The organism is Streptomyces achromogenes (assembly GCF_030816715.1).
In the GTDB taxonomy this organism is placed as follows: Bacteria; Actinomycetota; Actinomycetes; order Streptomycetales; family Streptomycetaceae; genus Streptomyces; species Streptomyces achromogenes_A.
Window position 1 is genome coordinate 2,325,694 of record NZ_JAUSYH010000001.1, and the last position, 21,075, is coordinate 2,346,768.

The 21,075-nt window shown below is 73.2% G+C and carries 20 protein-coding genes and 1 pseudogene; 13 read left to right on the forward strand and 8 right to left on the reverse strand.

From position 1 onward, the window contains the following. Positions 1-6 precede the first annotated feature (6 nt). Complete coding sequence (locus QF032_RS10525) at positions 7-873, reverse strand: MHYT domain-containing protein (protein ID WP_307055856.1); 867 nt, start codon at positions 871-873, stop codon at positions 7-9. Between the two features lie 282 nt (positions 874-1,155). Here QF032_RS10525 and QF032_RS10530 point away from each other — a divergent pair, with 282 nt between their 5' ends. The 3 genes from QF032_RS10530 (at position 1,156) to QF032_RS10540 (ending at position 4,128) form a co-directional block, all read left to right on the forward strand. After that, positions 1,156-2,028: a glycerophosphodiester phosphodiesterase gene (locus tag QF032_RS10530; RefSeq protein ID WP_307055858.1), complete on the forward strand. Its 873-nt coding sequence runs from the start codon at positions 1,156-1,158 to the stop codon at positions 2,026-2,028. 49 nt (positions 2,029-2,077) lie between these two features. After that, positions 2,078-2,632: a methylated-DNA--[protein]-cysteine S-methyltransferase gene (locus QF032_RS10535; protein ID WP_307055860.1), complete on the forward strand. Its 555-nt coding sequence runs from the start codon at positions 2,078-2,080 to the stop codon at positions 2,630-2,632. Positions 2,633-2,835: 203 nt separating this feature from the next. Continuing rightward, positions 2,836-4,128, forward strand: coding sequence for an MFS transporter (locus tag QF032_RS10540; protein WP_307041818.1), 1,293 nt, complete (start codon positions 2,836-2,838; stop codon positions 4,126-4,128). On the opposite strand, the gene QF032_RS10545 is transcribed toward QF032_RS10540, so the two are convergent. Continuing rightward, the gene (locus QF032_RS10545) at positions 4,119-4,547 is read right to left on the reverse strand and encodes a VOC family protein (RefSeq protein WP_307041820.1); all 429 of its coding nucleotides are present in this window, start codon (positions 4,545-4,547) and stop codon (positions 4,119-4,121) included. The genes QF032_RS10540 and QF032_RS10545 overlap by 10 nt on opposite strands. Before the next feature lie 99 nt (positions 4,548-4,646). Between QF032_RS10545 and QF032_RS10550 the strand changes: the two genes are divergently transcribed. After that, a complete protein-coding gene (locus QF032_RS10550) occupies positions 4,647-5,555 on the forward strand; it encodes a pseudouridine-5'-phosphate glycosidase (protein ID WP_307055862.1) in 909 nt (302 codons plus the stop codon). Continuing rightward, the gene (locus QF032_RS10555) at positions 5,552-6,709 is read left to right on the forward strand and encodes a carbohydrate kinase family protein (protein ID WP_307055864.1); all 1,158 of its coding nucleotides are present in this window, start codon (positions 5,552-5,554) and stop codon (positions 6,707-6,709) included. Before QF032_RS10550 ends, QF032_RS10555 begins: the two co-directional genes overlap by 4 nt. A gap of 158 nt (positions 6,710-6,867) precedes the next feature. Here the strand turns inward: QF032_RS10555 and QF032_RS10560 are convergent, their stop codons facing one another. After that, the gene (locus QF032_RS10560; RefSeq protein ID WP_307041825.1) at positions 6,868-7,662 is read right to left on the reverse strand and encodes a methyltransferase; all 795 of its coding nucleotides are present in this window, start codon (positions 7,660-7,662) and stop codon (positions 6,868-6,870) included. Between the two features lie 233 nt (positions 7,663-7,895). Between QF032_RS10560 and QF032_RS10565 the strand changes: the two genes are divergently transcribed. Next, positions 7,896-9,023, forward strand: a complete 1,128-nt coding sequence (locus QF032_RS10565; protein WP_307055866.1) for a magnesium and cobalt transport protein CorA — start codon at positions 7,896-7,898, stop codon at positions 9,021-9,023. Between the two features lie 21 nt (positions 9,024-9,044). Here the strand turns inward: QF032_RS10565 and QF032_RS10570 are convergent, their stop codons facing one another. After that, positions 9,045-9,479, reverse strand: coding sequence for a CBS domain-containing protein (locus QF032_RS10570; RefSeq protein ID WP_306953284.1), 435 nt, complete (start codon positions 9,477-9,479; stop codon positions 9,045-9,047). Between the two features lie 216 nt (positions 9,480-9,695). Then, positions 9,696-10,328 (reverse strand): uridine kinase, encoded by a 633-nt coding sequence (locus QF032_RS10575; protein WP_306953283.1) that lies wholly within the window; start codon positions 10,326-10,328, stop codon positions 9,696-9,698. A 229-nt stretch (positions 10,329-10,557) separates the two neighbouring features. Here QF032_RS10575 and QF032_RS10580 point away from each other — a divergent pair, with 229 nt between their 5' ends. From QF032_RS10580 to pdxR, 4 genes are all read left to right on the forward strand, one after another. Then, positions 10,558-11,403 (forward strand): DUF2293 domain-containing protein, encoded by an 846-nt coding sequence (locus QF032_RS10580; protein WP_307055869.1) that lies wholly within the window; start codon positions 10,558-10,560, stop codon positions 11,401-11,403. Positions 11,404-11,551: 148 nt separating this feature from the next. Continuing rightward, positions 11,552-12,031 carry an anthrone oxygenase family protein gene (locus tag QF032_RS10585; RefSeq protein WP_307060207.1) on the forward strand — a complete coding sequence of 160 codons (480 nt, stop codon included), beginning with the start codon at positions 11,552-11,554 and terminating at the stop codon, positions 12,029-12,031. 115 nt (positions 12,032-12,146) lie between these two features. Then, positions 12,147-13,634, forward strand: a complete 1,488-nt coding sequence (locus QF032_RS10590) for a glutamate synthase subunit beta (protein WP_307055871.1) — start codon at positions 12,147-12,149, stop codon at positions 13,632-13,634. 134 nt (positions 13,635-13,768) lie between these two features. Then, positions 13,769-15,211, forward strand: a complete 1,443-nt coding sequence (gene pdxR, locus QF032_RS10595; RefSeq protein WP_307055874.1) for a MocR-like pyridoxine biosynthesis transcription factor PdxR — start codon at positions 13,769-13,771, stop codon at positions 15,209-15,211. Between the two features lie 205 nt (positions 15,212-15,416). Here pdxR and QF032_RS10600 read toward each other — a convergent pair whose 3' ends face one another. Both QF032_RS10600 and QF032_RS10605 read right to left on the reverse strand, forming a co-directional pair. Next, positions 15,417-15,671, reverse strand: coding sequence for a DUF397 domain-containing protein (locus QF032_RS10600; RefSeq protein ID WP_057580268.1), 255 nt, complete (start codon positions 15,669-15,671; stop codon positions 15,417-15,419). Further along, entirely contained in the window at positions 15,672-16,532 is an 861-nt protein-coding gene (locus QF032_RS10605) for a helix-turn-helix domain-containing protein (protein ID WP_306953277.1), read from the reverse strand. 306 nt (positions 16,533-16,838) lie between these two features. Here QF032_RS10605 and QF032_RS10610 point away from each other — a divergent pair. The 3 genes and pseudogenes from QF032_RS10610 to QF032_RS10620 all read left to right on the forward strand — a co-directional run. Continuing rightward, positions 16,839-17,540, forward strand: a pseudogene (locus QF032_RS10610) (ATP-binding protein); the annotation flags it as partial. A 257-nt stretch (positions 17,541-17,797) separates the two neighbouring features. Beyond that, the gene (locus QF032_RS10615) at positions 17,798-18,244 is read left to right on the forward strand and encodes a hypothetical protein (RefSeq protein ID WP_307055876.1); all 447 of its coding nucleotides are present in this window, start codon (positions 17,798-17,800) and stop codon (positions 18,242-18,244) included. 457 nt (positions 18,245-18,701) lie between these two features. Further along, positions 18,702-20,516 carry an ABC transporter ATP-binding protein gene (locus QF032_RS10620; RefSeq protein WP_307060209.1) on the forward strand — a complete coding sequence of 605 codons (1,815 nt, stop codon included), beginning with the start codon at positions 18,702-18,704 and terminating at the stop codon, positions 20,514-20,516. 89 nt (positions 20,517-20,605) lie between these two features. Here QF032_RS10620 and QF032_RS10625 read toward each other — a convergent pair whose 3' ends face one another. Next, on the reverse strand, positions 20,606-20,782 hold the full coding sequence (locus tag QF032_RS10625; RefSeq protein ID WP_307041844.1) for a hypothetical protein: 177 nt from the start codon (positions 20,780-20,782) through the stop codon (positions 20,606-20,608). Between the last annotated feature and the right edge of the window lie 293 nt (positions 20,783-21,075).

A 21,075-nucleotide genomic window follows, 5' to 3' on the forward strand; every position in this document is an offset into this window, starting at 1 on the left:
GCCGGCTCAGCGGTTCTGCGGGGTGCGGGACTCCCGGTGGGCCACGTCCCGGCGGCCGCGGAGGCGGGCGCCGCGCGCCGGATGCCCGACGGTCTGGTGCGCCGGGACGCCGGGTGGGTGCGGGGCGGGGGCCCGGTCGGGCTTGCCCAGCACCATGAGCGGGTCGAACAGCACGACGGCGCCGGCGAGGCAGAGGAACGCGAGGGGGCCGATCAGCATGGGTGCGAGCAGGGTTGCCGGCGAGTCGCCCGCGGCCGGGGCGCCGCCCGTGTGCAGATGGACGCTGAGGGCGGCCATGCCGGTGTAGTGCATGCCGGTCACGGCGAGCCCCATGACCAGGCCGGCGCCCACGCTCCACAGCAAGCCCCTGACCTGCCCCGCGGCCCACAGGGCGACGGTGGCGGCGGCCATGGCGACGGCGACGGAGACGGCGACGGTGAGCGTGTTGTACGTGAACGTGCCGTTCAGGCGCATCCCGGCCATGCCGAGGTAGTGCATGGACGCGATGCCGAGGCCGGTGAGGGTCCCTCCGGTGAACAGCGCGGTTCCGGTCGCGCCGCGGTAGCCGACGATGAAGACCCCGACGCCCACCATGACGACGGCGACGCCCAGGCTGCCGTAGGTCATGGGTTTGTCGTAGTGGATCGGGGCGCCCCGGACGGTGAAGCCGATCATCGCGATGAAATGCATGGTCCAGATGCCGGAGCCGATCGCCGCGGAGCCGAGGGCGAGCCAGCCCGGCCGCCAGGTGTGGGCGACGAGCAGGGCTCTGGTGGTGCAGCGCAGACCCAGCGCACCGCCGAGGCAGGCCATGACGTAGGCCACCAGCGGGGTGACGAGTCCGTAGCTGAAACCGTCGACCGTGCCGTGCATGCGCGGTTGCCCTTCGCCCTGTTGCCGGATCTTGCCCGATACCTCTGGAACGCGGCCTTCCAGGACCGCTGCGCGCGGTCAAGGCTGAGGGAAAGTATGACTCCCACCGGAATGGTCGAACGATTTTCCGGCAAAGAAACACGTCCTTGCCCCACATGTGCGGCACCGGTGACGGCGTCCGGCGCCTCCTCCTCCCGTGTGACCGTCCCGCATCACCCCTCGTCGTGGACCCTTCGCTGTCACAGTTGAGCTGTATGTGATCGCTCGACGCGAGGAGTACGCATGCACACACGCATAGTTGCCGTCACGACCACCGCGGTCCTGGGCGCCGTGGCGCTCCTGCTCCCCGTCCACAGCGCCCGCGCGGGCAGCGCGCTGCGGCCTGCGGTGGTCGCCCACCGGGGCGCCTCCGCCGTCGCCCCGGAGAACACCCTGGAGGCCGTCGACCGCGCGGCGTCGCTGGGCACCCTCTGGGTGGAGAACGACGTCCAGCGCACCCGGGACGGCGAGCTCGTCGTCGTCCACGACGACAGCCTCCGTCGGACGACCGACGTCGAAGAGGTCTTTCCGGGCCGCGCTCCCTGGAGGGTGAAGGACTTCACCGCCGCCGAGATCGCGCGGCTCGACGCGGGAAGCTGGTTCGGCCCCGACTACGCGGGCGTGCGCGTGCCGACGCTGACGCAGTACGTCGACCGGGTCGACCGCAACCACCAGAAGCTGCTCCTGGAGATCAAGAATCCCGAGATCTACCCGGGCATCGAGCAGGAGGTCCTCAAACTCCTGGGCGACGAGGGGTGGCTGGACGAGCGCCACCTCGCCAACCGGTTGATCGTGCAGAGTTTCAGCGCCGACTGCCTGCGGACGGTCCACCAGCTGGTGCCCGCGGTGCGCATCGGCCTGCTCGGCATGCCGGCTCTGTCGGACCTGCCCCGGTTCTCGGTGTTCGCCGACCAGATCAACCCGTCCTACCACGCCCTCTCCCAGGCGTACGTCGCCGCGGTGCACGAGCTCACCGGGCCGCACGGGCGGCCGATGAAGGTCTTCACCTGGACCGTCGACGACGCGGCGACCGCCCGGGCCGTCGCCGGGTACGGCGTCGACGGCGTCATCACCGACCGGCCGGACGTGGTGCGGCGGGCGCTGTACTGGTACTGACGTGCGGCCCTCACGGTGCGTTGTCGGTGGCTGCCCGTACCGTGGGCGCATGGACAGCCATGCGGAGTACGGGCGGCGGGTCGTGTGGGCCGTCGTGGGCACCGACATCGGACCGCTGATGCTGGTGGCGAGCACCGAGGGGTTGCTCAACGTGGTCTTCCACGCCACCGACGCGGTTCGCGACAAGGCGCTCGCCAGGCTGGCGGAGCGGCTGGGCACGGAGCCCGTCGAGGCGCCCGGCTCCCCGTTGCTGGCTGAGGCGATACGCCAGTTCCAGGCCTATTTCTCGGGAGAGCGGCAGGTCTTCGAGCTGCCCCTGGACTGGTCCCTGATCTCGGGCTTCAACCGCCAGGTGCTGCGCGAGCTGGCCACCGGCGTTCCCTACGGGGCGGTCGTGGGCTACGGCGATCTGGCGGAGCGGGTCGGCCAGCCGGGGGCGGCGCAGGCGGTGGGAGCCGCGATGGGGTCCAATCCGCTGCCGGTCGTCGTGCCCTGCCACCGGGTGGTGGAGAGGGACGGCGGCATCGGCGGCTTCGGCGGCGGTCTGGAGACCAAGAGGAAGCTGCTCGCTCTGGAGGGGGTCCTGCCCGAGCCGTTGTTCTGAACCGTTCGTCTCGGTGGTCCGAGCCGCTCGGCCGGAGGTCTGGGCGGCGGGGAGCGGAGGGGGGAGACTGCGCCGGTGACCCGGATGTCCGTCTGTCGGCGTGGCGAGGCCGTCGCGCACGGCCACGCGGCGGCGCGGGTCCCTGTCGTGGTGCGGGTCGTCCGTGCGGCGATGCCGGCCTGTGCAGCGGAGAGGAGCCTGATGTGACCGCCGCCGAGCGCACCGCGGTGCCGCACGTGGACGCGGTGCGGCTGCCCGCCCTGCGCCGTCGCACGACCGTCGTGCTCATCACCAGCCAGATCCTCGGAGGGCTCGGCGTCGCCACCGGCATCGCGCTGGCCGCCGTCCTGGCCCGGCAGGTCAGCGGCACCGAGGCCCTGTCCGGACTCGCGCCCACCGCGACCGTCGCCGGTACGGCCGTGCTGTCGATGCCGATGGCCGCGTTGATGACCGCGCGCGGGCGCAGGCCGGGGCTGGTGCTGGCCTACCTCGTCGGCGCCCTGGGAGCGGGGGTCGTGGTGGTGGCGGCGCGCCTCGGGAACTTCCCGCTGCTGCTGTGCGGCATGGCCGCGTTCGGCGCGGCCTCCTCGGCGAATCTGCAGGCCCGGTTCGCCGCCGCCGACCTCGCCGAGCCGCAGCATCGGGCCCGGGCCATCTCCCATGTCGTGTGGGCGACGACCATCGGCGCGGTCCTGGGCCCGAACATCGCCGCGCCCGCCGGACGCAGCATCGCCGGGCTGGGGATACCCGAGGCGGCGGGCCCCTTCCTGTGGGCGGCCGGCATCTTCGTCCTGGCCGCGGTGGTCGTGGCGGTCCTGCTGCGCCCGGACCCGCTGCTGACGGCCCGCGCGCTCGCCCCGGAGGACGAGCGCTCCCCCGAGGCCCGTTCCCTGCGGGCGGGTCTGACGGCCGTCGCCGCCTCGCCGCACGCACGGCTGGCGCTGGTGACGGTGGCGGTGTCGCACACGGCGATGGTCTCGGTCATGTCGATGACCCCGGTGGACCTTTCCCACCACGGCGCGAGCGTCGAGCTGATCGGGCTGGTCATCAGCGGGCACATCGCCGGCATGTACGCGTTCGCGCCGTTGATGGGGCGGCTGGCCGACCGGGTGGGGCGCTTCTCGGTGACGGGCCTCGCGGCCGGGCTGCTGGCCGTGGCCCTGTTCCTGGCCGGGACGGCCGGCGACGACCACCGGCAGACCGCCGCCGGACTGTTCGTCCTGGGCCTCGGCTGGTCGGCCGGGCTGGTGTCCGGTTCGGCACTGCTCACCGACGCGGTGCCGCAGTCCGCGCGGGCCGCCGCCCAGGGCATCTCCGACCTCACCATGAACACCTCGGCGGGTGTCGGCGGGGCGATCGCCGGGCTCGTGGTGGCGCGGGCGAGCTACGGGTGGCTCAACGTTGCCGCGGCGACCCTGCTCCTCCCGCTGGCCGCCCTGGCGCTGTTCACCCGGAACGGGAGCCGCGGCGGCGAAGGCGGCACTCGTCAGTCGTAGTGCCGCGCCTCCACGACGTTGCCGTCCGGGTCGCGGAAGTAGAAGCTGCGCGTGGCGTCGCCCCGGGCGCCGAAGGAGCCGTGCGTGACGTCCGAGGCCGGGACGGCGCGCTCCTCCAGACGGGTGCGGAGGGCGTCGAAGTCTCCCCTGGGCAGGGCGAGGCAGACATGGTTGACGGGATGCCCCGCGCTGTCGGCGGCGCCGGGAAGCATCTTCATGTGCTCCGCCGCCGCCGACGGCATCAGGTCGAGCAGACAGTCCTCGCTGACGCGGACGGAGGGGAAGGGCTCTTCGCCCGCGATGAACTCGGCAAGTCTGACGGGCGTCAGCCCGACGGCCTGTTCGTAGAAGACGGCTGCGGCCGCCGGATCGCGCACCCACAGGACGACGTGGTCGAGGCGTGCCGTGTGCTCTGTCATGCCTTCCAGGCTGGTGTCCTGCCCCACAGGACGCAAGGGTTTGACCGGGCGCGCCGCCCGCCAGAGATGAAAGGAGACCGACGGACAGGAGGCGGGCGCGTGGTGCTGGTGGTGTCGGAAGAGGTGCGGAACGCGGTCGACGCGCGTCAACCCGTGGTGGCGCTGGAGTCGACGATCATCTCGCACGGGCTGCCCCGCCCGCGCAATCTTCAGGTGGCGGCGGAGCTGGAGGCCGTCGTACGCGCCGAGGGCGCGGTGCCGGCGACGATCGCCGTGCTCGACGGGCGGCCCCATGTGGGCCTGGACGAGAAGCAGCTGGAGCGGGTCGCCGACGAGGACGGGTTCCGCAAGCTGGGCCACCGCGACCTGCCGCTGGCGGTGGCCTCCGGTGCGAGCGGCGCGACCACGGTGTCGGCGACGGCGCTGCTGGCGTCGCTGGCGGGCCTGCGGGTGTTCGCGACGGGCGGCCTCGGCGGAGTTCACCGGGAGTGGACGGTCACCCAGGACGAGTCGGCCGACCTGGGGCTGCTGGCGAACACGCGGATCACGGTGGTCTGCGCGGGGGTCAAGTCGATCCTGGACGTGCCCGCGACCCTGCAACGGCTGGAGACGCTGGGCGTCGCGGTCGCCGGGTACGGCACCGACCGCTTCCCCGGGTTCTACCTGTCCGACTCGGGTCATCCGGTGGACTGGACGGTGCACGGTCCCCGGCAGGTCGCCGACGTGATGCGGGCCCAGGACGCGCTCGGCGCGCCCCGCTCGGCTCTGATCGTCGCCAATCCGGTCCCCGAGGAGGAGCAGCTAGATCCCGCGCTGCACGCGCGTGTGCTCGCCGACGCCCTGCACGCGTGCGAGGAGGCCGGCGTCTTTGGCCAGGGCGTCACGCCGTTCCTGCTCGACTACCTGGTCCGGCACACCGACGGCGCGTCCCTGAGCGCCAATCTGGCGGCGGTGCGCGGCAACGTACGTCTGGCGGCGCGGATCGCGACGGCGTGGTCCGAGGCATGACGGCGCGACCGGACGGGGCGAGCCGTGATCACGCCGGCCCCGTCCGGAGCCCGAACGCGCCGTCGGGCGCGACGCCGACGCCCGGCGCGGAGGAGACGTCGGGCGCGGACGTGCGGGCCGGATCCGGGGCGTCGGCCGGCCCGGAGGCGACGGGCCTGTCCGAGGGCCTGTCCGAGGGCCTGTCCGAGGCTCTGTCCGGTCGCGCGCCGGCGGGGGGCGGGGCGCTGCTGGTCGTCGGGGACGTGGTGACGGACGTCGTCGCCCGGCACCGGGGTCCGCTGGCCTCGGGAACGGACACGGTCGCGGTGATCCGGACCCTGCCGGGCGGCGCGGGCGCCAACGTGGCCTGCTGGGCCGCCCACTGGGGCTGCGCGGACGTCCGGCTGCTCGGCAGGGTGGGCGCGGAATCGGCGGCCTGGCACGAACGGGCGTTGACCGCCGGCGGGGTGCGGCCCCTTCTCGTCGTGGATCCACAGGCGTCGACCGGCACGGTGATCTGCCTCGTCGACGCGGACGCGGCAGCGGAGCGGACGTTCCTCACCGACAGCGGCGCCTCCCTGCGCCTCGCCCCCGCGGACTGGTCGGACTCGCTGCTGGACGGCGTCGGCCGGCTGCATCTCTCCGGCTATCTGCTGTTCTCGGAGTCGGGGCGGGCACTGGTGCGTACGGCGTCGGGGGCGGCACGCGCGCGGGGAATCCCGGTGAGCCTCGATCCGGCGTCGGCGGGTTTTCTGGTGGAGCTGGGCCTCCCCCGCTTCCTGGGCCTCGTCGCGGACGTGGACGTGCTGCTGCCCAGCCGTGACGAGGCCCGGCTGCTCACCGGGGTGCCCGACGGGGCGGACGCGGCGGCCGAACTGAGCCGCCACGTACCGCTGGTGGTGGCCAAGCAGGGGGCGGACGGCGCGCTGGTGGCCGGTGGGGGCACGGTCCTCGCCCGCGTTCCCGCGGTCCCCGCGACTCCCCGGGACACCACCGGCGCCGGCGACGCCTTCACCGGCGCGTTCCTCGCCGCACTGCTCGCCGGCGTCGACGCCGCGGCCGCGGCGGTCGAGGGATGCCGGGCGGGGGCCCGGGCCGTGGAACGGGTGGGCGGCAGACCGCCGACCCCGCAAGAGCGCGCGACGACGACGGACCGGACCAGCGTGGCGGGCTGACGCCGCGAGCCCCTGCGGCGCGCCCCTGCCAGGCGCTCCGGGCGGGCGCTCCGGACGGGTCCCCCTGTCCGGCGCCGAGCCGTCCGTCCCCGCCCGTGCGCCTTCGCTGCGTCTTCCGGCGCGGCGAGCCTTCGTCCGTACGCGGCTCTGCGGCCTCGCTACCCCTTGCGTCCCCAGGCCGAGATCATCGGGGCCGTCGCCAGGTCCATGCTGCCCTCGGCGACGTTCGCCAGATGCCGGTCGATCTCCTCGTCCGTCGCGACGCCCGCCCCGACGAGCTGCTCGCGGATCTGGCGCACCGTCGCGGACTCCAGGGCGGCGCAGGCGGGCGAGGTGACCGGGAAGTAGGCGTCGGCCTCGACGCGGCGCAGTCCGGCCTCGCGCAGCAGGCGTGGCAGTTTGCGGCCGTAGGAGAGGTCGGCGCCCCGGCCGGCGAGGAGCTGGCGGAAGCCGTGGCGCAGACGGTTCGCGAGCTGCTGCTCGGGGCCGTGCTCGTCGGGGCAGAGCAAAGGCTGCAGGGCGGGGTCGGCGTCCTCGATCAGCAGCCGTCCGCCCGGGCGCAGAGCGCCCACCATCGACCGCAACGCCCGCTCCCGGTCCGGTACGTGGACCAGCACGAGCCGGGCGTGCACCAGATCGAAGCCCTCCATCGGCGGCTCGCCGGCGCCGAGGTCGTGGACGCGGACCTCGACCGGTGGGCGGGCGGCCGACGTCAGGCGGGAGGTGTCGATGTCGGTCGCGACTACCTTGCCCGTCGGACCGACCTTCTTCGCGAGCCAGGACACGACGGAGGTGCCGCCCGCGCCGGCTTCCCAGCAGCGCCAGCCGGGCCCGACCCCGAGCCCTTCGAGATGACGGAACGTGGTCGGGTCGAAGAGGGCGGCGAAGGCGTCGAAGCGCTCCCCCGCCTCGGGCTGCCGGTTGTCGAGGAGGTATCCGTCGGATCGCGTCATACGCCGATCATCCCAGCCGGGCGACCCGCCGGAGGTGGTCGACGCGGCCGGGATCGCGTGTCGGGAGGGGCGGTCGCAGCTCTCCTGAGCAGCCCGAAGTGCCTTCGTCCACAGGTGGGAACAGAACGGAATCCTTCCTTTCCACAGGCTTGCCCACGCCATGCGCGGGCCTGGCAGACTGGCGCTGAAGGGCGCAGGTCGCGGCGCGAGGGGACACACGCAAGGAGACCCGGATGACCATGGCGGGGAATCTGCGGAAGGTCACGGGCCTCGGAAGGGTCGGCGGCCTGCGGGGGGTGGCGAGGCTGGCGCGGCAACGCCCGCGGGTCGACCTGAGTCATCACGCACGGTCCCCGTTGGGGTCCTCGGTGGTGAACTGCGTGACGTACCGGGACGGCGTGCGGGCCGGCCACGGCGTGGATCTGGTCGACACGGTGGAGCGGATGCGCCGGAGCGGTCACGGCTTCGTGTGGCTCGGTCTGCACGAGCCCACGAACGACGAGTTCGGCGGCGTCGCCCAGCTCTTCGACCTGCATCCGCTGGCCGTCGAAGACGCCGTCGAGGCCCATCAGCGACCGAAGGTCGAGCGGTACGGCGAGACGTTGTTCGCGGTGTTCAAGACGGTCTGCTACGTCGAGCACGAGGAGCTCACCGCGACCAGCGAAGTGGTCGACACCGGTGAGATCATGGTGTTCGTCGGACGGGACTTCGTGATCACGGTGCGGCACGGACGGCACGGCTCGCTCGGACCGTTGCGCGAGGAGCTGGAGTCGGACGCGGCGCAGCTGGCCAAGGGGCCGTCGGCGGTGCTGCACGCCGTCGCGGACCACGTGGTCGACGACTATCTCCACGTCGTCGACGCCGTGCAGGCGGACATCGACCAGGTCGAGACGGACGTGTTCGCGGAGAACGGCGCGCGCGCCGACCCGGGGCGCATCTACCAGCTCAAGCGGGAACTCCTGCAGCTGAAACGGGCGGTGGTCCCGCTCGGCCGTCCGCTCCTGGACCTCGCGGACCGGCCGGTGCGGGTGGTCGACCAGGAGATACAGGCCTACTTCCGGGACGTCTCGGACCACCTGTTGCGTGCCACCGAGCAGATCGCGGCCTTCGATGAACTGCTGAACTCGATCCTGCAGGCGCATCTGGCGCAGGTCACGGTCGCGCAGAACGAGGACATGCGCAAGATCACGGCCTGGGCGGCGGTCATCGCCGTGCCCACGATGATCTGCGGGGTGTACGGCATGAACTTCGACACCATGCCGGAGCTGCACTGGAGGTTCGGCTATCCGTTGGTCATCGTGGTGATATCCGTCGGCTGCCGCATCCTGCACCGCGGCTTCCGGCGCAACGGCTGGCTCTGACCCAGAAGGCCCGGGGTGTCGTCATGCCGGGGTCGGTCCGCTCCGCGCGTAGACGCTCTCCGCCCATGCGGCGATCTGGTCGTCGGTCAGGTGCCGGGCGAGGTCGGCTTCGCTGATCATGCCCACCAGGCGTTTGTTCTCGATGACGGGAAGCCGGCGGATCTGGTGGTCCTTCATCTCCCGCAGCACCTCGCCGACGTCCGCGCCCGCGTCGACCCAGCGTGGCGTTCCGTGCGCCATGTCTCCGGCGGTGACCTGGGCCGGGTCGCGTCCGACGGCCACGCAGCCGACGACGATGTCCCGGTCGGTGAGGATGCCGCAGAGCCGCTCGTTCTCGTCGCTGATCGGCAGCGCCCCGACGTTCAGTTCGCGCATCAGCTGCGCGGCGCGGTCGAGGGTCTCGCGGGCGGGGATCCACTGGGCGCCCCGGTGCATGATGTCTCCGGCGGTGGTCATGACGTACCTCCCGGTGCCGGACGGCCGGCGTGGCGCGGGGGGCGCCGCAGTCCCGGTGCCCTTCATTCTCGCCGCGCCGCCGGGCCGACGCATCTCAACTCCGCGCTGCTGCTCGGGCGGAGACGCTCGGTGACGTCCCGGCCGTGTGCGGTCGTCGGCACGGAAGCCGGCCGTGTGCGGTCGTCGGCACGGAAGCCGGCCGGCCGGTCCCGGAGGTCAGCCGCCCCAGGCCGGGTGGCGGGGGTCGTCCGCGCGGACGAGCACGTCCGCGGTGGCGGCGGGGTCGGTTTCCTGGGCGTACCGCTCGAAGGCCGGCAGCGTCCAGTGGTCGGCCTCGGGGGTGCGGCGGCGCAGGGCGGCCGGGGAAAGGAGGGCGTGGATCGTCAGGTCGAAGGGGAACCAGTGCCGCAGAAGGAGCGGTCCGTGCAGCAGCAGAAAGCCTCCCGGGGGCAGCGGGACGTAACCGCTGCGGGTGGCACGGTCGGTGACGGGGTCCCGCAGGTCGGGCAGGATCCGCCCGTCGCCGTCGGCTTCGAGCGGGTTGAACACCTCGCGCCACAGGGCGCCGGTGTCGAACCAGCCGTCGAGGTAGGCGTCCACGTCGTACCGGCCGTACTCCAGGCGGAGGGAGGCCGGGCGCAGGAAGCCGTGCGTGTCCACGACGCACGAGGGCCGGCCGCGGGTGCGCAGCGCTTCCGCGACGCGCTCGGCGAGCTCTCCGGGGCGGGCCGCCGGCGCGCCGTCGAAGGCGATGCGCCGCCAGGGGCTGCCGTCGTCCGGTTCCAGGTCGAGCAGGCGCTCGGTGAGGAGGTCGCCGAGCCGTTCCCAGGTGATCGCTTCGAGTCGCACACCGCCATGATGCGTCAGGCGCCCGCAGCGGCGGCCTGCGGGCGGTCTCCAGCGGGCGGGAGACGGGGCTCGTGACGGGCGGTGCACGGGCGATGCGTTGCCTGATGGCGGGCGGCGGGGCTCGTGACGGGCAGTGCGCGGACGGTACGCGGCCTGAGGACCGGCGACGGGGTTCGTGACGGGCGACGGGGCAGGTGCCGCCGCGCCGGGGACGGGGAATGAAGCCGCTATGGCAAGCGCAGCCCTCCCCACCCCCGAACCCGGCCCCGTCCCCGCACCCGCACCCGGCCCCGTCCCCGCACCCGCACCCGCACCCGTCCCCGGCCCCGCACCCGGAATCGGGTCCGCGGTCGGTACCGGCGGCCCCGGACCCGCGGTCGGTTTCGGGGCCGGTCTTCTGGTCGTCCAGCCGCTGCGGCGGAAACACTGCGCCGGTTGCCGGCGTGGGCCGCTGTCGATGCTGGTCCTGGAGGACGCCGCACCGCGCTGCCTCGACTGCGCCGACCTCGGGCACCTGGTGTACCTGCCGCGCGGCGACACGGCGCTGACGCGCAGGTCACGGGAGGAGAGCGGGCTGTCGGTGGTGGTCGTCCGGTTCAACCGGCGCAAAGGGCGCTACGAACGAGAGGGCGTCCTGGTCGAGGAGGCGGCGCTCGCCCGCGCCGAGGAGCGGTGCCTGGCGGACGCGGAGGCCCGGCGCCGGCGTCGGGCGCGCGACGCCCGGCTGCGGTCGGCACAGGACGCGCACTTCGCGGAGTTGTTCGCGGCTGAGATCCTGCGGCTGTTCCCCGGCTGTCCGGCGGACCGGGCGCGCGGGATCGCCGCGCATGCCTCACTGCGCGGCAGCGGCCGGGTCGGCCGCAGCGCCGCCGGGAGGGCCCTGTCCGAGGCGGCGGTCGTCTTCGCGGTCAGGGCGTCCGTCCGGCATGTGGACACGCCGTACGACCGGCTGCTGATGAGCGGCGTGCCACGGTACGAGGCGCGCCGCCTGATCGCGGCGGACGTGGAGACCCTGATCCGCACATGGGGTGAGGACCGGGACGCCCGGACGGCCCGGGACGGAACCGCGGCATAGAAGCGGGGTACGTACGGCGCGGGCCCGGACGGCCGCGCATGTCCTCGCGCGTCTCGACGATGGTCAAACGATCTTGACCGGGATTTCACTTGAGGTGAGAGACGGCACCGGGCAGGATCACGCTCGACGGGTGGGAGTTGACGTTGTCATGATCGAGGGACCGTATGTGGTGCTCGCGGTGCTGGGCGCACTGACGACGGGACTGATGGCCGGGGTCTTCTGCGCCTTCTCCGTCCTGGTGATGCGGGGGCTCGCCGCACTGCCGCCCGCGCAGGGCGTCACCGCCATGAACGCGATCAACGCCTCGGCCATGACACCGGTGTTCGTGGTCCTGTTCCTCGGCTCCGCGGCGCTGTGCGCGGTGATCACCGTGGTGACGTTCGTGTTGTGGCCGGACCACGGGACCGCACGCCTGCTGGTGGGCAGCGCGCTGTACCTGTGCGGCGCGTTCGGGGTGACCGTCGTGGCGAACGTGCCGCGCAACGAGACGCTGATGCGGAAGGAGCCGGGCACGCCGGAGGCCGTCGCGTACTGGCCCGTCTACCTGCGGGAGTGGACGCGGTGGAACCATGTGCGCACGCTGGCGTCCGCGGCCTCGGCGGCCGTGTACCTCCTCGCCCTGATCTGACCGAAGCACCCCCGTCACTCCCCTCTGCACGGGGGGCCGACAGAACGTATCGTGGCCGAAAGAGTGCCGCCCGACGACGCTCGGCCTGTCGTACGCGTACACAAGGGGCACGCCCATGGCCGATCCCAAGGGATTCATGACCACACCGCGCCGGGACTGGCCCCGTCGGCCGGTCGAGGAACGGGTCGCGGACTGGGACGAGGTGTACGTCCCCGGAGCGCTGCTGCCCCTCATCACCAAGCAGGCCGACCGGTGCATGGACTGCGGCGTGCCGTTCTGCCACGACGCCTGCCCGCTCGGCAATCTGATCCCGGACTTCAACGATCTGGTGTCCCGGGAGGACTGGCGGGCGGCCGCCGAGCGGCTGCACGCGACGAACAACTTCCCCGAGTTCACCGGCCGGTTGTGTCCCGCGCCGTGCGAGGCCGGTTGCGTCCTGGCCATCAACCAGCCCGCCGTCACCATCAAGAACGTCGAGGCGGCCATCGCCGACCGGGCCTGGGCCGACGGTCTGACGCCGCCGCGGCCGCCGGACCGGCTGTCGGGGAAGACGGTGGCCGTGATCGGCTCCGGGCCCACCGGACTGGCCGCCGCGCAGCAGCTGACCCGGGCCGGGCACACGGTCGCCGTCTACGAGAAGGACGACCGCGTCGGCGGGCTGATGCGGTACGGCATTCCCGCGTTCAAGATGGAGAAGCGTCATCTCGAACGACGGATCGAGCAGATGCGGGCCGAAGGCACGAAGTTCCGTACCTCGACCACCGTCGGGCGGGACGTCATGGCCGCGGATCTACGGACCCGCTACGACGCCGTGGTGATCGCCACCGGAGCGACCGAGTGGCGCGAACTGCACGTCCCGGGGCGGGAGTTGACCGGCATACACCAGGCGATGGAGTATCTGCCGCTGGCCAACCGGGTGTGCGAGGGGGATCTGGAGAGGTCTCCGATGTCCGCCTCGGGGAAGCACGTCGTCATCGTCGGCGGCGGCGACACGGGCGCCGACTGCCTGGGCACGGCGGTGCGCGAGGGCGCCGCGTCCGTGACCCAGCTGGACATCTACGCACAGCCCGGCGCGGAACGCGACGAGGACGCCGACCCCTGGCCGACGTATCCGAAGATCTACCGGCTCTCGGCGGCGCACGAGGAGGCGCGCGATCTGGAGTCCGCGCCGGTCGCGGACGCGGACGCCCGGCTGTTCGCCGCGTCCACGCTCCGCTTCACCGGCGACGGGACCGGTCACGTGCGGTCCCTGCACCTGACCGAGGTGGACGCGCGACGCAGGCCGGTGGCGGGCACGGCCCGCGCCCTCCGCGCCGATCTGGTGCTGCTCGCCCTCGGCTTCTCGGGGCCCGACCTGGAGGACGGGCTCGTCGAGCAGCTCGGGCTGGCCCTGGAGCCGCGCGGGACGATCGCGCGGGACGCCGGTTTCGCGACGAACATCCCCGGCGTCTTCGCCGCGGGGGACGCGGCCCGCGGCCAGTCGCTGATCGTGTGGGCCATCGCCGAGGGGCGGGCGGTGGCGGCGGCCGTGGACCGTCGTCTGACGGGGAGTTCCCGGCTGCCGGCGCCGATCGGACCGTACGACCGGCCGATGAGCGTCTAGACGGTTCCCCTGTGGTGATCGTGCGGAGGGGACGACGACTGGGCCGGTGCGCACGCGTCGAAGCGGGCCCGGCCCCGGCGTAGACGTCGTCCGGTCCCCTGGGTGAGAAAAGACCGCCGGTAGGGTGCATCCCCATGGCGGATTCATGGGTCGATTCCGCGCGGCGGATCGGCGCGGACCTGCATCTGGAGCTGTCCGGGCCGGGCGGGCGGCGCGCCGCGCTCATCCGGGCGCTGCGCGAGGCCGTGCGCACCGGACGGCTCGCTCCGGGAGCCCGGCTGCCGCCCTACCGTTCCCTCGCCGCCGACCTCGGCGTCGCCCGCAACACGGTGGCCGACGCGTACGCGGAGCTGGTCGCGGAGGGCTGGCTGACCGCCCGGCAGGGCTCCGGCACGCGGGTGGCCGAACGGGCCGAGCCGCTGCGCCGGTCCGAACGCGCGGCCGTCGGGGCGCCCGCACGCGCGCGTGGCCCCCGGCACGATCTGCGGCAGGGCGTCCCGGACGCTTCGTCGTTCCCGCGTGCGGCCTGGCTGGCCTCCTACCGGCGCGCCCTCCAGCAGGCCCCCGCCGAGGCGTTCGGGCCCGGCGACCCCGCCGGACGCCGGGAGCTGAGGGAGGCCCTGGCCGAGTACCTGGCACGCGCGCGTGGCGTGCGCACCGTGCCCGAGCGCCTCGTGATCTGCTCGGGCTTCGCTCACGCACTGCGTCTGCTGTTCGCTCCCGGCAGCGGGGTGCTGCGCGGTCCGCTGGCCGTGGAGGCCTACGGGCTGGGCTTCCACCGGGAGCTGCTGGCGACGGCGGGCGTGCGGACGACGCCCCTGCCCCTGGACGAGGACGGGGCGTGCGTCGGACAACTGGGGCGCGAGCGGGCGGTGCTGCTCACGCCGGCGCACCAGTTCCCGACCGGCGGCCCGCTGCACGCGAACCGCCGGGCGGCAGTGATCGACTGGGCACGCGCGCGTGGCGGCGTCGTCCTGGAGGACGACTACGACGGGGAGTTCCGCTACGACCGCAAGCCGGTCGGTGCGCTCCAGGGACTCGATCCCGAGCGGGTGATCTACCTCGGCTCGGTCAGCAAGAGCCTGTCGCCCGCGTTGCGCCTCGGATGGATGGCGCTGCCCGGGCGGTACGTGGACGGGGTCCTCGCGGCCAAGGGCGAGCGGGAGGCGTGGGCGAGCGTTCCGGACCAGCTCGGCCTTGCCGACCTCATCACGTCCGGGTCGTACGACCGTCACGTACGGCGTATGCGGCAGCGGTACCGCGGTCGCCGGGACCGGCTGGTCGAGGCGCTCGCCGCGCAGGCGCCGCACGTCGAGGTCACCGGGATGGCGGCCGGTCTCCACGCGGTGCTGCGGCTGCCGCCGGGCACCGAGCGGTCGGCGCTGGAGGCTGCCGCACGTGAGGGCGTCGCGCTGGACGGCCTGGCCGCCTTCCGCCATCCGGCCACGGACATGGCGGTGCGGGACGGACTCGTCGTCGGATACGCGACGCCGCCGGACCACGCCTACGGGGCGGCCCTGGACGCACTGTGCCAAGGGCTCCCGCCGTACCCGCGGCGGCACCCCGCCGACGGATGAGCCACAGCAGTCCGTCGACGGGGTGCTGGACCTCGACGGGGCAGCGGTCCCGGCCTCCGGGGGTCGGATCCTTCCAGGTCAGGAGGCGCTCCGTGAGCGCCTGATGCGGTCAATGAAGATCAATTCAGTGCCAAAATTAGGAAGCCGAGCGGGAAAAGACAATCGATGGACGCCGCGGCATCGCAGAAACGTCACAGCAGTCACGTCAGGACAACAGGAAGTCCGCCTCTCCCGCCTTCGCTCCCTCGATGAAGGCCGTCATCTCGTCGGTGGTGTAGATCAACGCCGGACCGTCCGGGTCGGTGGACTGACGGACGGCGATCCGGCCGTCGGCGAGCTTCATCGCCTCCAGGCAGTTCCCGCCGTTCCCGCCGCTCCACGGCTTGTGCCAGCCTTCGCTGCCCAAGTCCCGCGCGGGCATGCCGTTGTAGACCCGTTTGCGCGGCTTGATGCGATCCATTCACAACTCCTTGCGGAGATCCCGGAGGATCTCCTTCGTGCGATGTGCTGTAGCGGCCTGCGCCGCCATGCGGTCCATGACCTCGAGGTGGGTCGCCACCTCGGTGCGCGCGTCGAGATAGACCGCGCCGGTCAGGTACTCGCTGTAGACCATGTCCGGAAGCTCCGGCATGGCGAATCGGAAGAGCACGAAGGGCCCGTACGTGCCCGGGTGCGGCCCGTTCGCGAACGGGGCGACCTGCAACGTCACATTCGGCAGCTCCGCGGTCTCGAGCAGTTTGTCGATCTGCGCGCGCATCACCTCCGGGCCGCCGGCTGCGCGGCGCAGGACCGTCTCGTCCATCACGACCCACAACCGGGGCGCGTCCTCGCGGGTGAGCAGATCCTGGCGTTGTATGCGCAGCGCGACAAGGCGCTCGATGTCCTCCGGCCGGGTCTGGCCGATCGCGCCGGACTTGAGGACCCCCCGCGCGTAGTCCTCGGTCTGGAGCAGTCCGGGGACGAAGTGGGGCTCGTACTGGCGGATGAGGGCCGCGGCGCCCTCGAGGCTGACGTGCATCGAGAACCAGCCAGGCAGGACGTCGTGGAAGCGCTGCCACCAGCCCGGCTTGTTGGCGTCCTCGGCGAGCTGGACGAAGCCCTCGGCCTCCTCGTCGGTGACCCCGTAGGCCTTCAGCAGCAGCTGGAGGTAGGGGATCTTGAGGCTGACCTCCGCCATCTCCATACGGCGGACCGTGGCGGGCGCGACGCGCAGGATGCCGGCGGCTTCCTCGCGCTTGAGCCCGGCGCGTTCCCGCAGGTCCAGCAGACGCCGACCGAGGACGACCTGTCCGACCGTCGGCGCGGACCGCGGTTCGCTCACGCTCCACCTCCACGAAGAGCCCGGCCGGTCGCGCGGGGGCCCACGAGCCCCGCCCCGGCCGGTCCACGAAAGAATCCCGACAGCCCTACGGCGCCACTCGAGGACATGTCCCAAGATCTGTACGGATGAGTACGAATGAGTACAGGTGAGTACGGATGAGTACAGGTGAGTGCGGATCTCCGGCGATCCCGACCGGCGCCGTTCTACGTGCTGTTGCGGAGCAGTGTGCCACGGCCCTCCACCGCGTCACACAGCACTCTGCATTTTCCAGAGTGACACTTGCCAAGTGTTCACGGCGGGGCGATAGTGGCAAGCGTGATTCCGTCCGCGCCCTTAGGAACAGACGCCGCCGCAGGCCGCCCCCAGGGTCTCGGTGCCAGCGCGGGAGCAGGCCCCGACCAGGCCGCTGCCGAGCGCCGGTTCCGATTCGAACTGGCCGCCCACCCGGGTTCCCCCGCCCAGGCCAGACGCCTGACGAGGGCCCGGCTGACGGGCTGGTCGGTGTGCGAGGACACCTGCGACACCGCCGTCCTGGTCGTCTCCGAGCTGGTCACCAACGCGATCGTGCACACCGCGAGCGACATCGTCGTCTGCGAGCTGCACGACGGCGACGACCTGGTCCGCATAGCCGTGCGCGACCAGGGCTGCGCGCCCGGTGAGCCGCACCCCTCTCCGCAGCGGCCCGAAGAGGAGCACGGGCGGGGACTGATCCTGGTCGAGGCCCTCTGTCACTCCTGGGGCGCCCAGGAACACGGGCCCGGCCTGCTGGTCTGGGCCGACCTGCTGCGCAAGGCCGACGTGCCTCGTGACCCGGCCGAACCCTGCAACCGCCTCGACGGCGACACCGCCGCACCGCACCCCTGCGACCTCGGCGGCCTCCTCGACACCCGGGACGAGTTCCACGACGGCCCCGCACAGCCGTCCGCCGGCCCCGCAGGACCGCGCAACGACCTCGGCTGGGGCGCCCGCCCGAAGCCGGGGACGGGCGACGACCCGGCTGACGAGAACGAGCCCGCCGAACAGCGAATCCACGCGCCGGGCGGCCCGGCGGCGGCCCGCCCGCACCCCGCGTCCGGCACGGGCGTCCTGGCCGCCCGGGTCACACCGCAGTGGCAGCACCGCGCGGCCGATCACAACGCCGTCGAGGGCCGCGACGCCCGACACGGCCGGGCGCCCGGCCGCCCCCCGGCCGCACTCCCGCTCCCGCTCCCGCTCCCGCTCCCGCTCCCCCACCCGCTCGAGCACGGTCGCGAGCGGGGAAGGACGTGAGCCCCGGCCCCGGCCGGGCCCCGGTGCGCACGCTCGACACACTGGTGCGCCTGCGCCGCGGACCGGGCAGCCCGCCCGGCGCCGCACCCCCGCGCCGGCTCGCCGTCCCCGAGGGCATGACCGCCCCGCTGGGCTGCGACGCCGTCTCCGTCCCCGCCCGGCTGGGCCCGCCGCTGATGTCACGGCTGCCGCGCATCGGCTGTGTCTACGCCGACCAGGCGCACTGGTGGTGGCTGGTCCCCGCGGACTCCGACTACGCGCTGGAATGGCCCGCGCCCGCGCAGTACACCACCGGCGCGCTCCTGACGGACTCCCCGCAGGTCCCCGGTCTCCTCCACCGACCGGACGGCACCCTGCCGTACACCCCGCCGATACCCCTGTACCTGGCCCTGTGCCGCCTCACGGGCACGACGCCCTCCTGGTCGCGGCCGATCAGCGCCTGAGCGACGCCTTCCCGACCCCGGGCGAGCGGCCGTCATGACCGCCGACCAGGCGCACGCCCGCGCGTGCCGTCTCCCTCCTCCTGCGCCCTGCCCTCGGGCCTCCTCCTCCCGCGATAGTGGCCGTCGTCCGCGATCGCGACCGGGGAGGCCGACGGTGGGACAGGCACGACGGGCGGCGGAGGCGCCGCAGGCGGGGCACGGGGCGAGGGAAGGACAGGCGCGGGGCAAGCAGCGCGAGAAGAACACCAGGGGAGAGGGACAGAAGGAACCGGAGGAACGGGAGGAACAGGAGGGGCGCGAAGATCAGGAAGGGCACGAACGGCCGGAGGCTCAGGGGGCGCGGCCCGACGAGCGGGACGTCTCCGAGTCGGAGCGGCTGCTGTTCGGCGGACCGCTCCGCTACGACACGGGCTGGAACCAGCACCAGGACGCCTTCCTGGAGCTCAACTTCCGGGCCATGGTGACCCGCCTGCCGTCCCTGCTCACCGCCACCCTCCGTCTGGCCCGGCAGGCCGACCCGCGAGCCGCCCGCATCGTTCTGGCCGCCGAGATCGCCCGGGGCGCGGCGCAGGCGGTCGGCCTGCTGGCGATGAACGCCGTGCTGGGCAGGCTGATCACCGGCGGCGTGATCGAGGACCGGCTGCGCGGCGCCGCCCCCGCGCTGGCCCTGATGGCCGCGGTGCTCCTGCTCGCGGCGCTGTTGAGGGCCGCGTCGACGTACGCCACCGGGCGGCTGGAGCCCAAGGTGGAGCGGGTGGCGACGGAGCTGTATCTGGAGCGGGCGGCCGCGGTCGAGCTCGCCGCGATCGAGGACCACGCCTTCCACAAGCTGCTGGACACCGCGCAGTACGGAGCCCGCTCCAGCCGCTACATGATCAGCCACGGCACGCGCGTGGTGAACGCGCTGATCTCGCTGATCGCCTCGGCCGGCGTCCTGACGGTGCTGCATCCGCTCCTGCTGCCCCTGCTGGTGACGATGACCCTGCCCAGCGCTTGGAGCGCCCTGACGAACGCCCGGCGCCGCTACGAGTCCTTCCACACCTGGGTGCAGCACGCGCGCGCGGGGCACCTCATCGCGAGTCTGCTCACCGAGCCGGCGGCGGCGCCCGAGATCCGCGTCCACGGGGTCGGTCCGTTCCTGCTGCGGCACTTCCGCGCGATGTCGGAGACCGCCGAGGCGGAACAGGCCCGGCTGGCCCGGCTCGCCGCCCGCACCGGACTGGTCGCGGCGACCTGGACAGGGGTGGCCACACTGGCCACATACGCCACGCTCGGCGGACTGCTGTTCACCGGGACGATGGCGCTGGCGGTGGCGGGGACGGCCGTCATCGCGATCCGCAGCGGTTCGGCGAGCCTCAACACCCTGGTCCTGGAGGTCAACCAGCTGCACGAGGAAGCCTTGTTCGTGGGCGATCTGCAGCGGCTGTACGTCGAGGCGGCCGAACGGGCGATCCCGGTGGGCGGCGTGGCCCTCCCGGAGGATCCGCGCGAGATCCGCTTCGAGAACGTCACGTTCGGCTATCCGGGCGAGTCGGCACGCCCCGCCCTGGACGACGTCACCCTCTCGCTCCCGCTGGGCCGGATCATCGCGCTGGTCGGCGAGAACGGCTCCGGCAAGACGACGCTGGTGAAACTGCTGGCCGGGCTGTACAAGCCGGACGGCGGACGGATCCTGTGGGACGGTGTGGACGCCGCCGAGGCGGACCGCCACCGACTCGCCGAGCGGATCGCGATGGTGGCGCAGGACTTCAAACGGTGGCCGTTCACGGCCCGGGTCAACATCGCCGTCGGGTGTTCCGCCGCGCCGTTGACCGAGGAACGGCTGGCCGCCTCGATCGCGGAGGCCGGGGCCGGGGAGGTCGTCGCGGATCTGCCGCGCGGTCTGGACACCCTGCTCGCCCGGCACTTCAGCGGCGGACACGAGCTGTCCGGCGGCCAGTGGCAGCGCCTGGGCATCGCACGGGCGGCGTACCGGCGCGGACGCATCCTGATCGTGGACGAGCCGACGGCGGCCCTGGACGCCCGGGCCGAGCTGGAGGTCTTCGAGAAGATCCGCGCGCTGGCCGGCAACGGTCAGACGGTCGTCCTGATCACCCATCGGCTGGCGTCTGTCCGGCACGCCGACCTGGTGCACGTCCTCGACCAGGGCCGGCTGGTGGAGTCCGGGACACCGGACGAGCTGCTGGCGGGCGGGGGCGTCTACGCCGAGTTGTACGCGCTGCAGGCCGAGCAGTTCACGGTGCAGACTCCGGCCCGGTCCCCGTCGGCCTGACACCCCTCACCGGCGGCCGCCCCGGTCACCGGCGGGCCGGCATCGGGCCGCCGGCCACCGGCCGCCGACCGGGGCACCGGCCGGCTGCCTCACCGCGTGGCGTCGACGCTGCGGACGACCACCAGGAACGTGTCCGTGGCGAGGTCCATGACGACCTCGGCGGCCATGCCCTCCATGCGCCGCGCGTGCGCGAACTCCTCCGCGGGCCACGACCCGCGCGGGCCGCCCGCGGGAAAGCGCTCGAGCACGGTTCGCCCGTTCACCATCTCGCACCTCCGATCAGCGTCGTACTTGTAGGAGTTAACGCTCCACGGAGGCCGATCGCCTCGCCCGGTTGCGGGACTGAGACATAGGTGACACGCGTTGGGTGCGGAGTGTGAGAATCCGGTCACCTGCCGAGCATCCCCGGCACCTTGCGTGTCAGCAGTCGTACGCGCCGTGACGGCGGACAGTCGTACGCGCCATTACGGCGGACGAGAACCGGGGGACCGTCCACCCGTGCGCGCTCAGCCCGCACAGCCGGCCTCCCACCACCGACGGGCCGTCCGGTCGTCCGGAA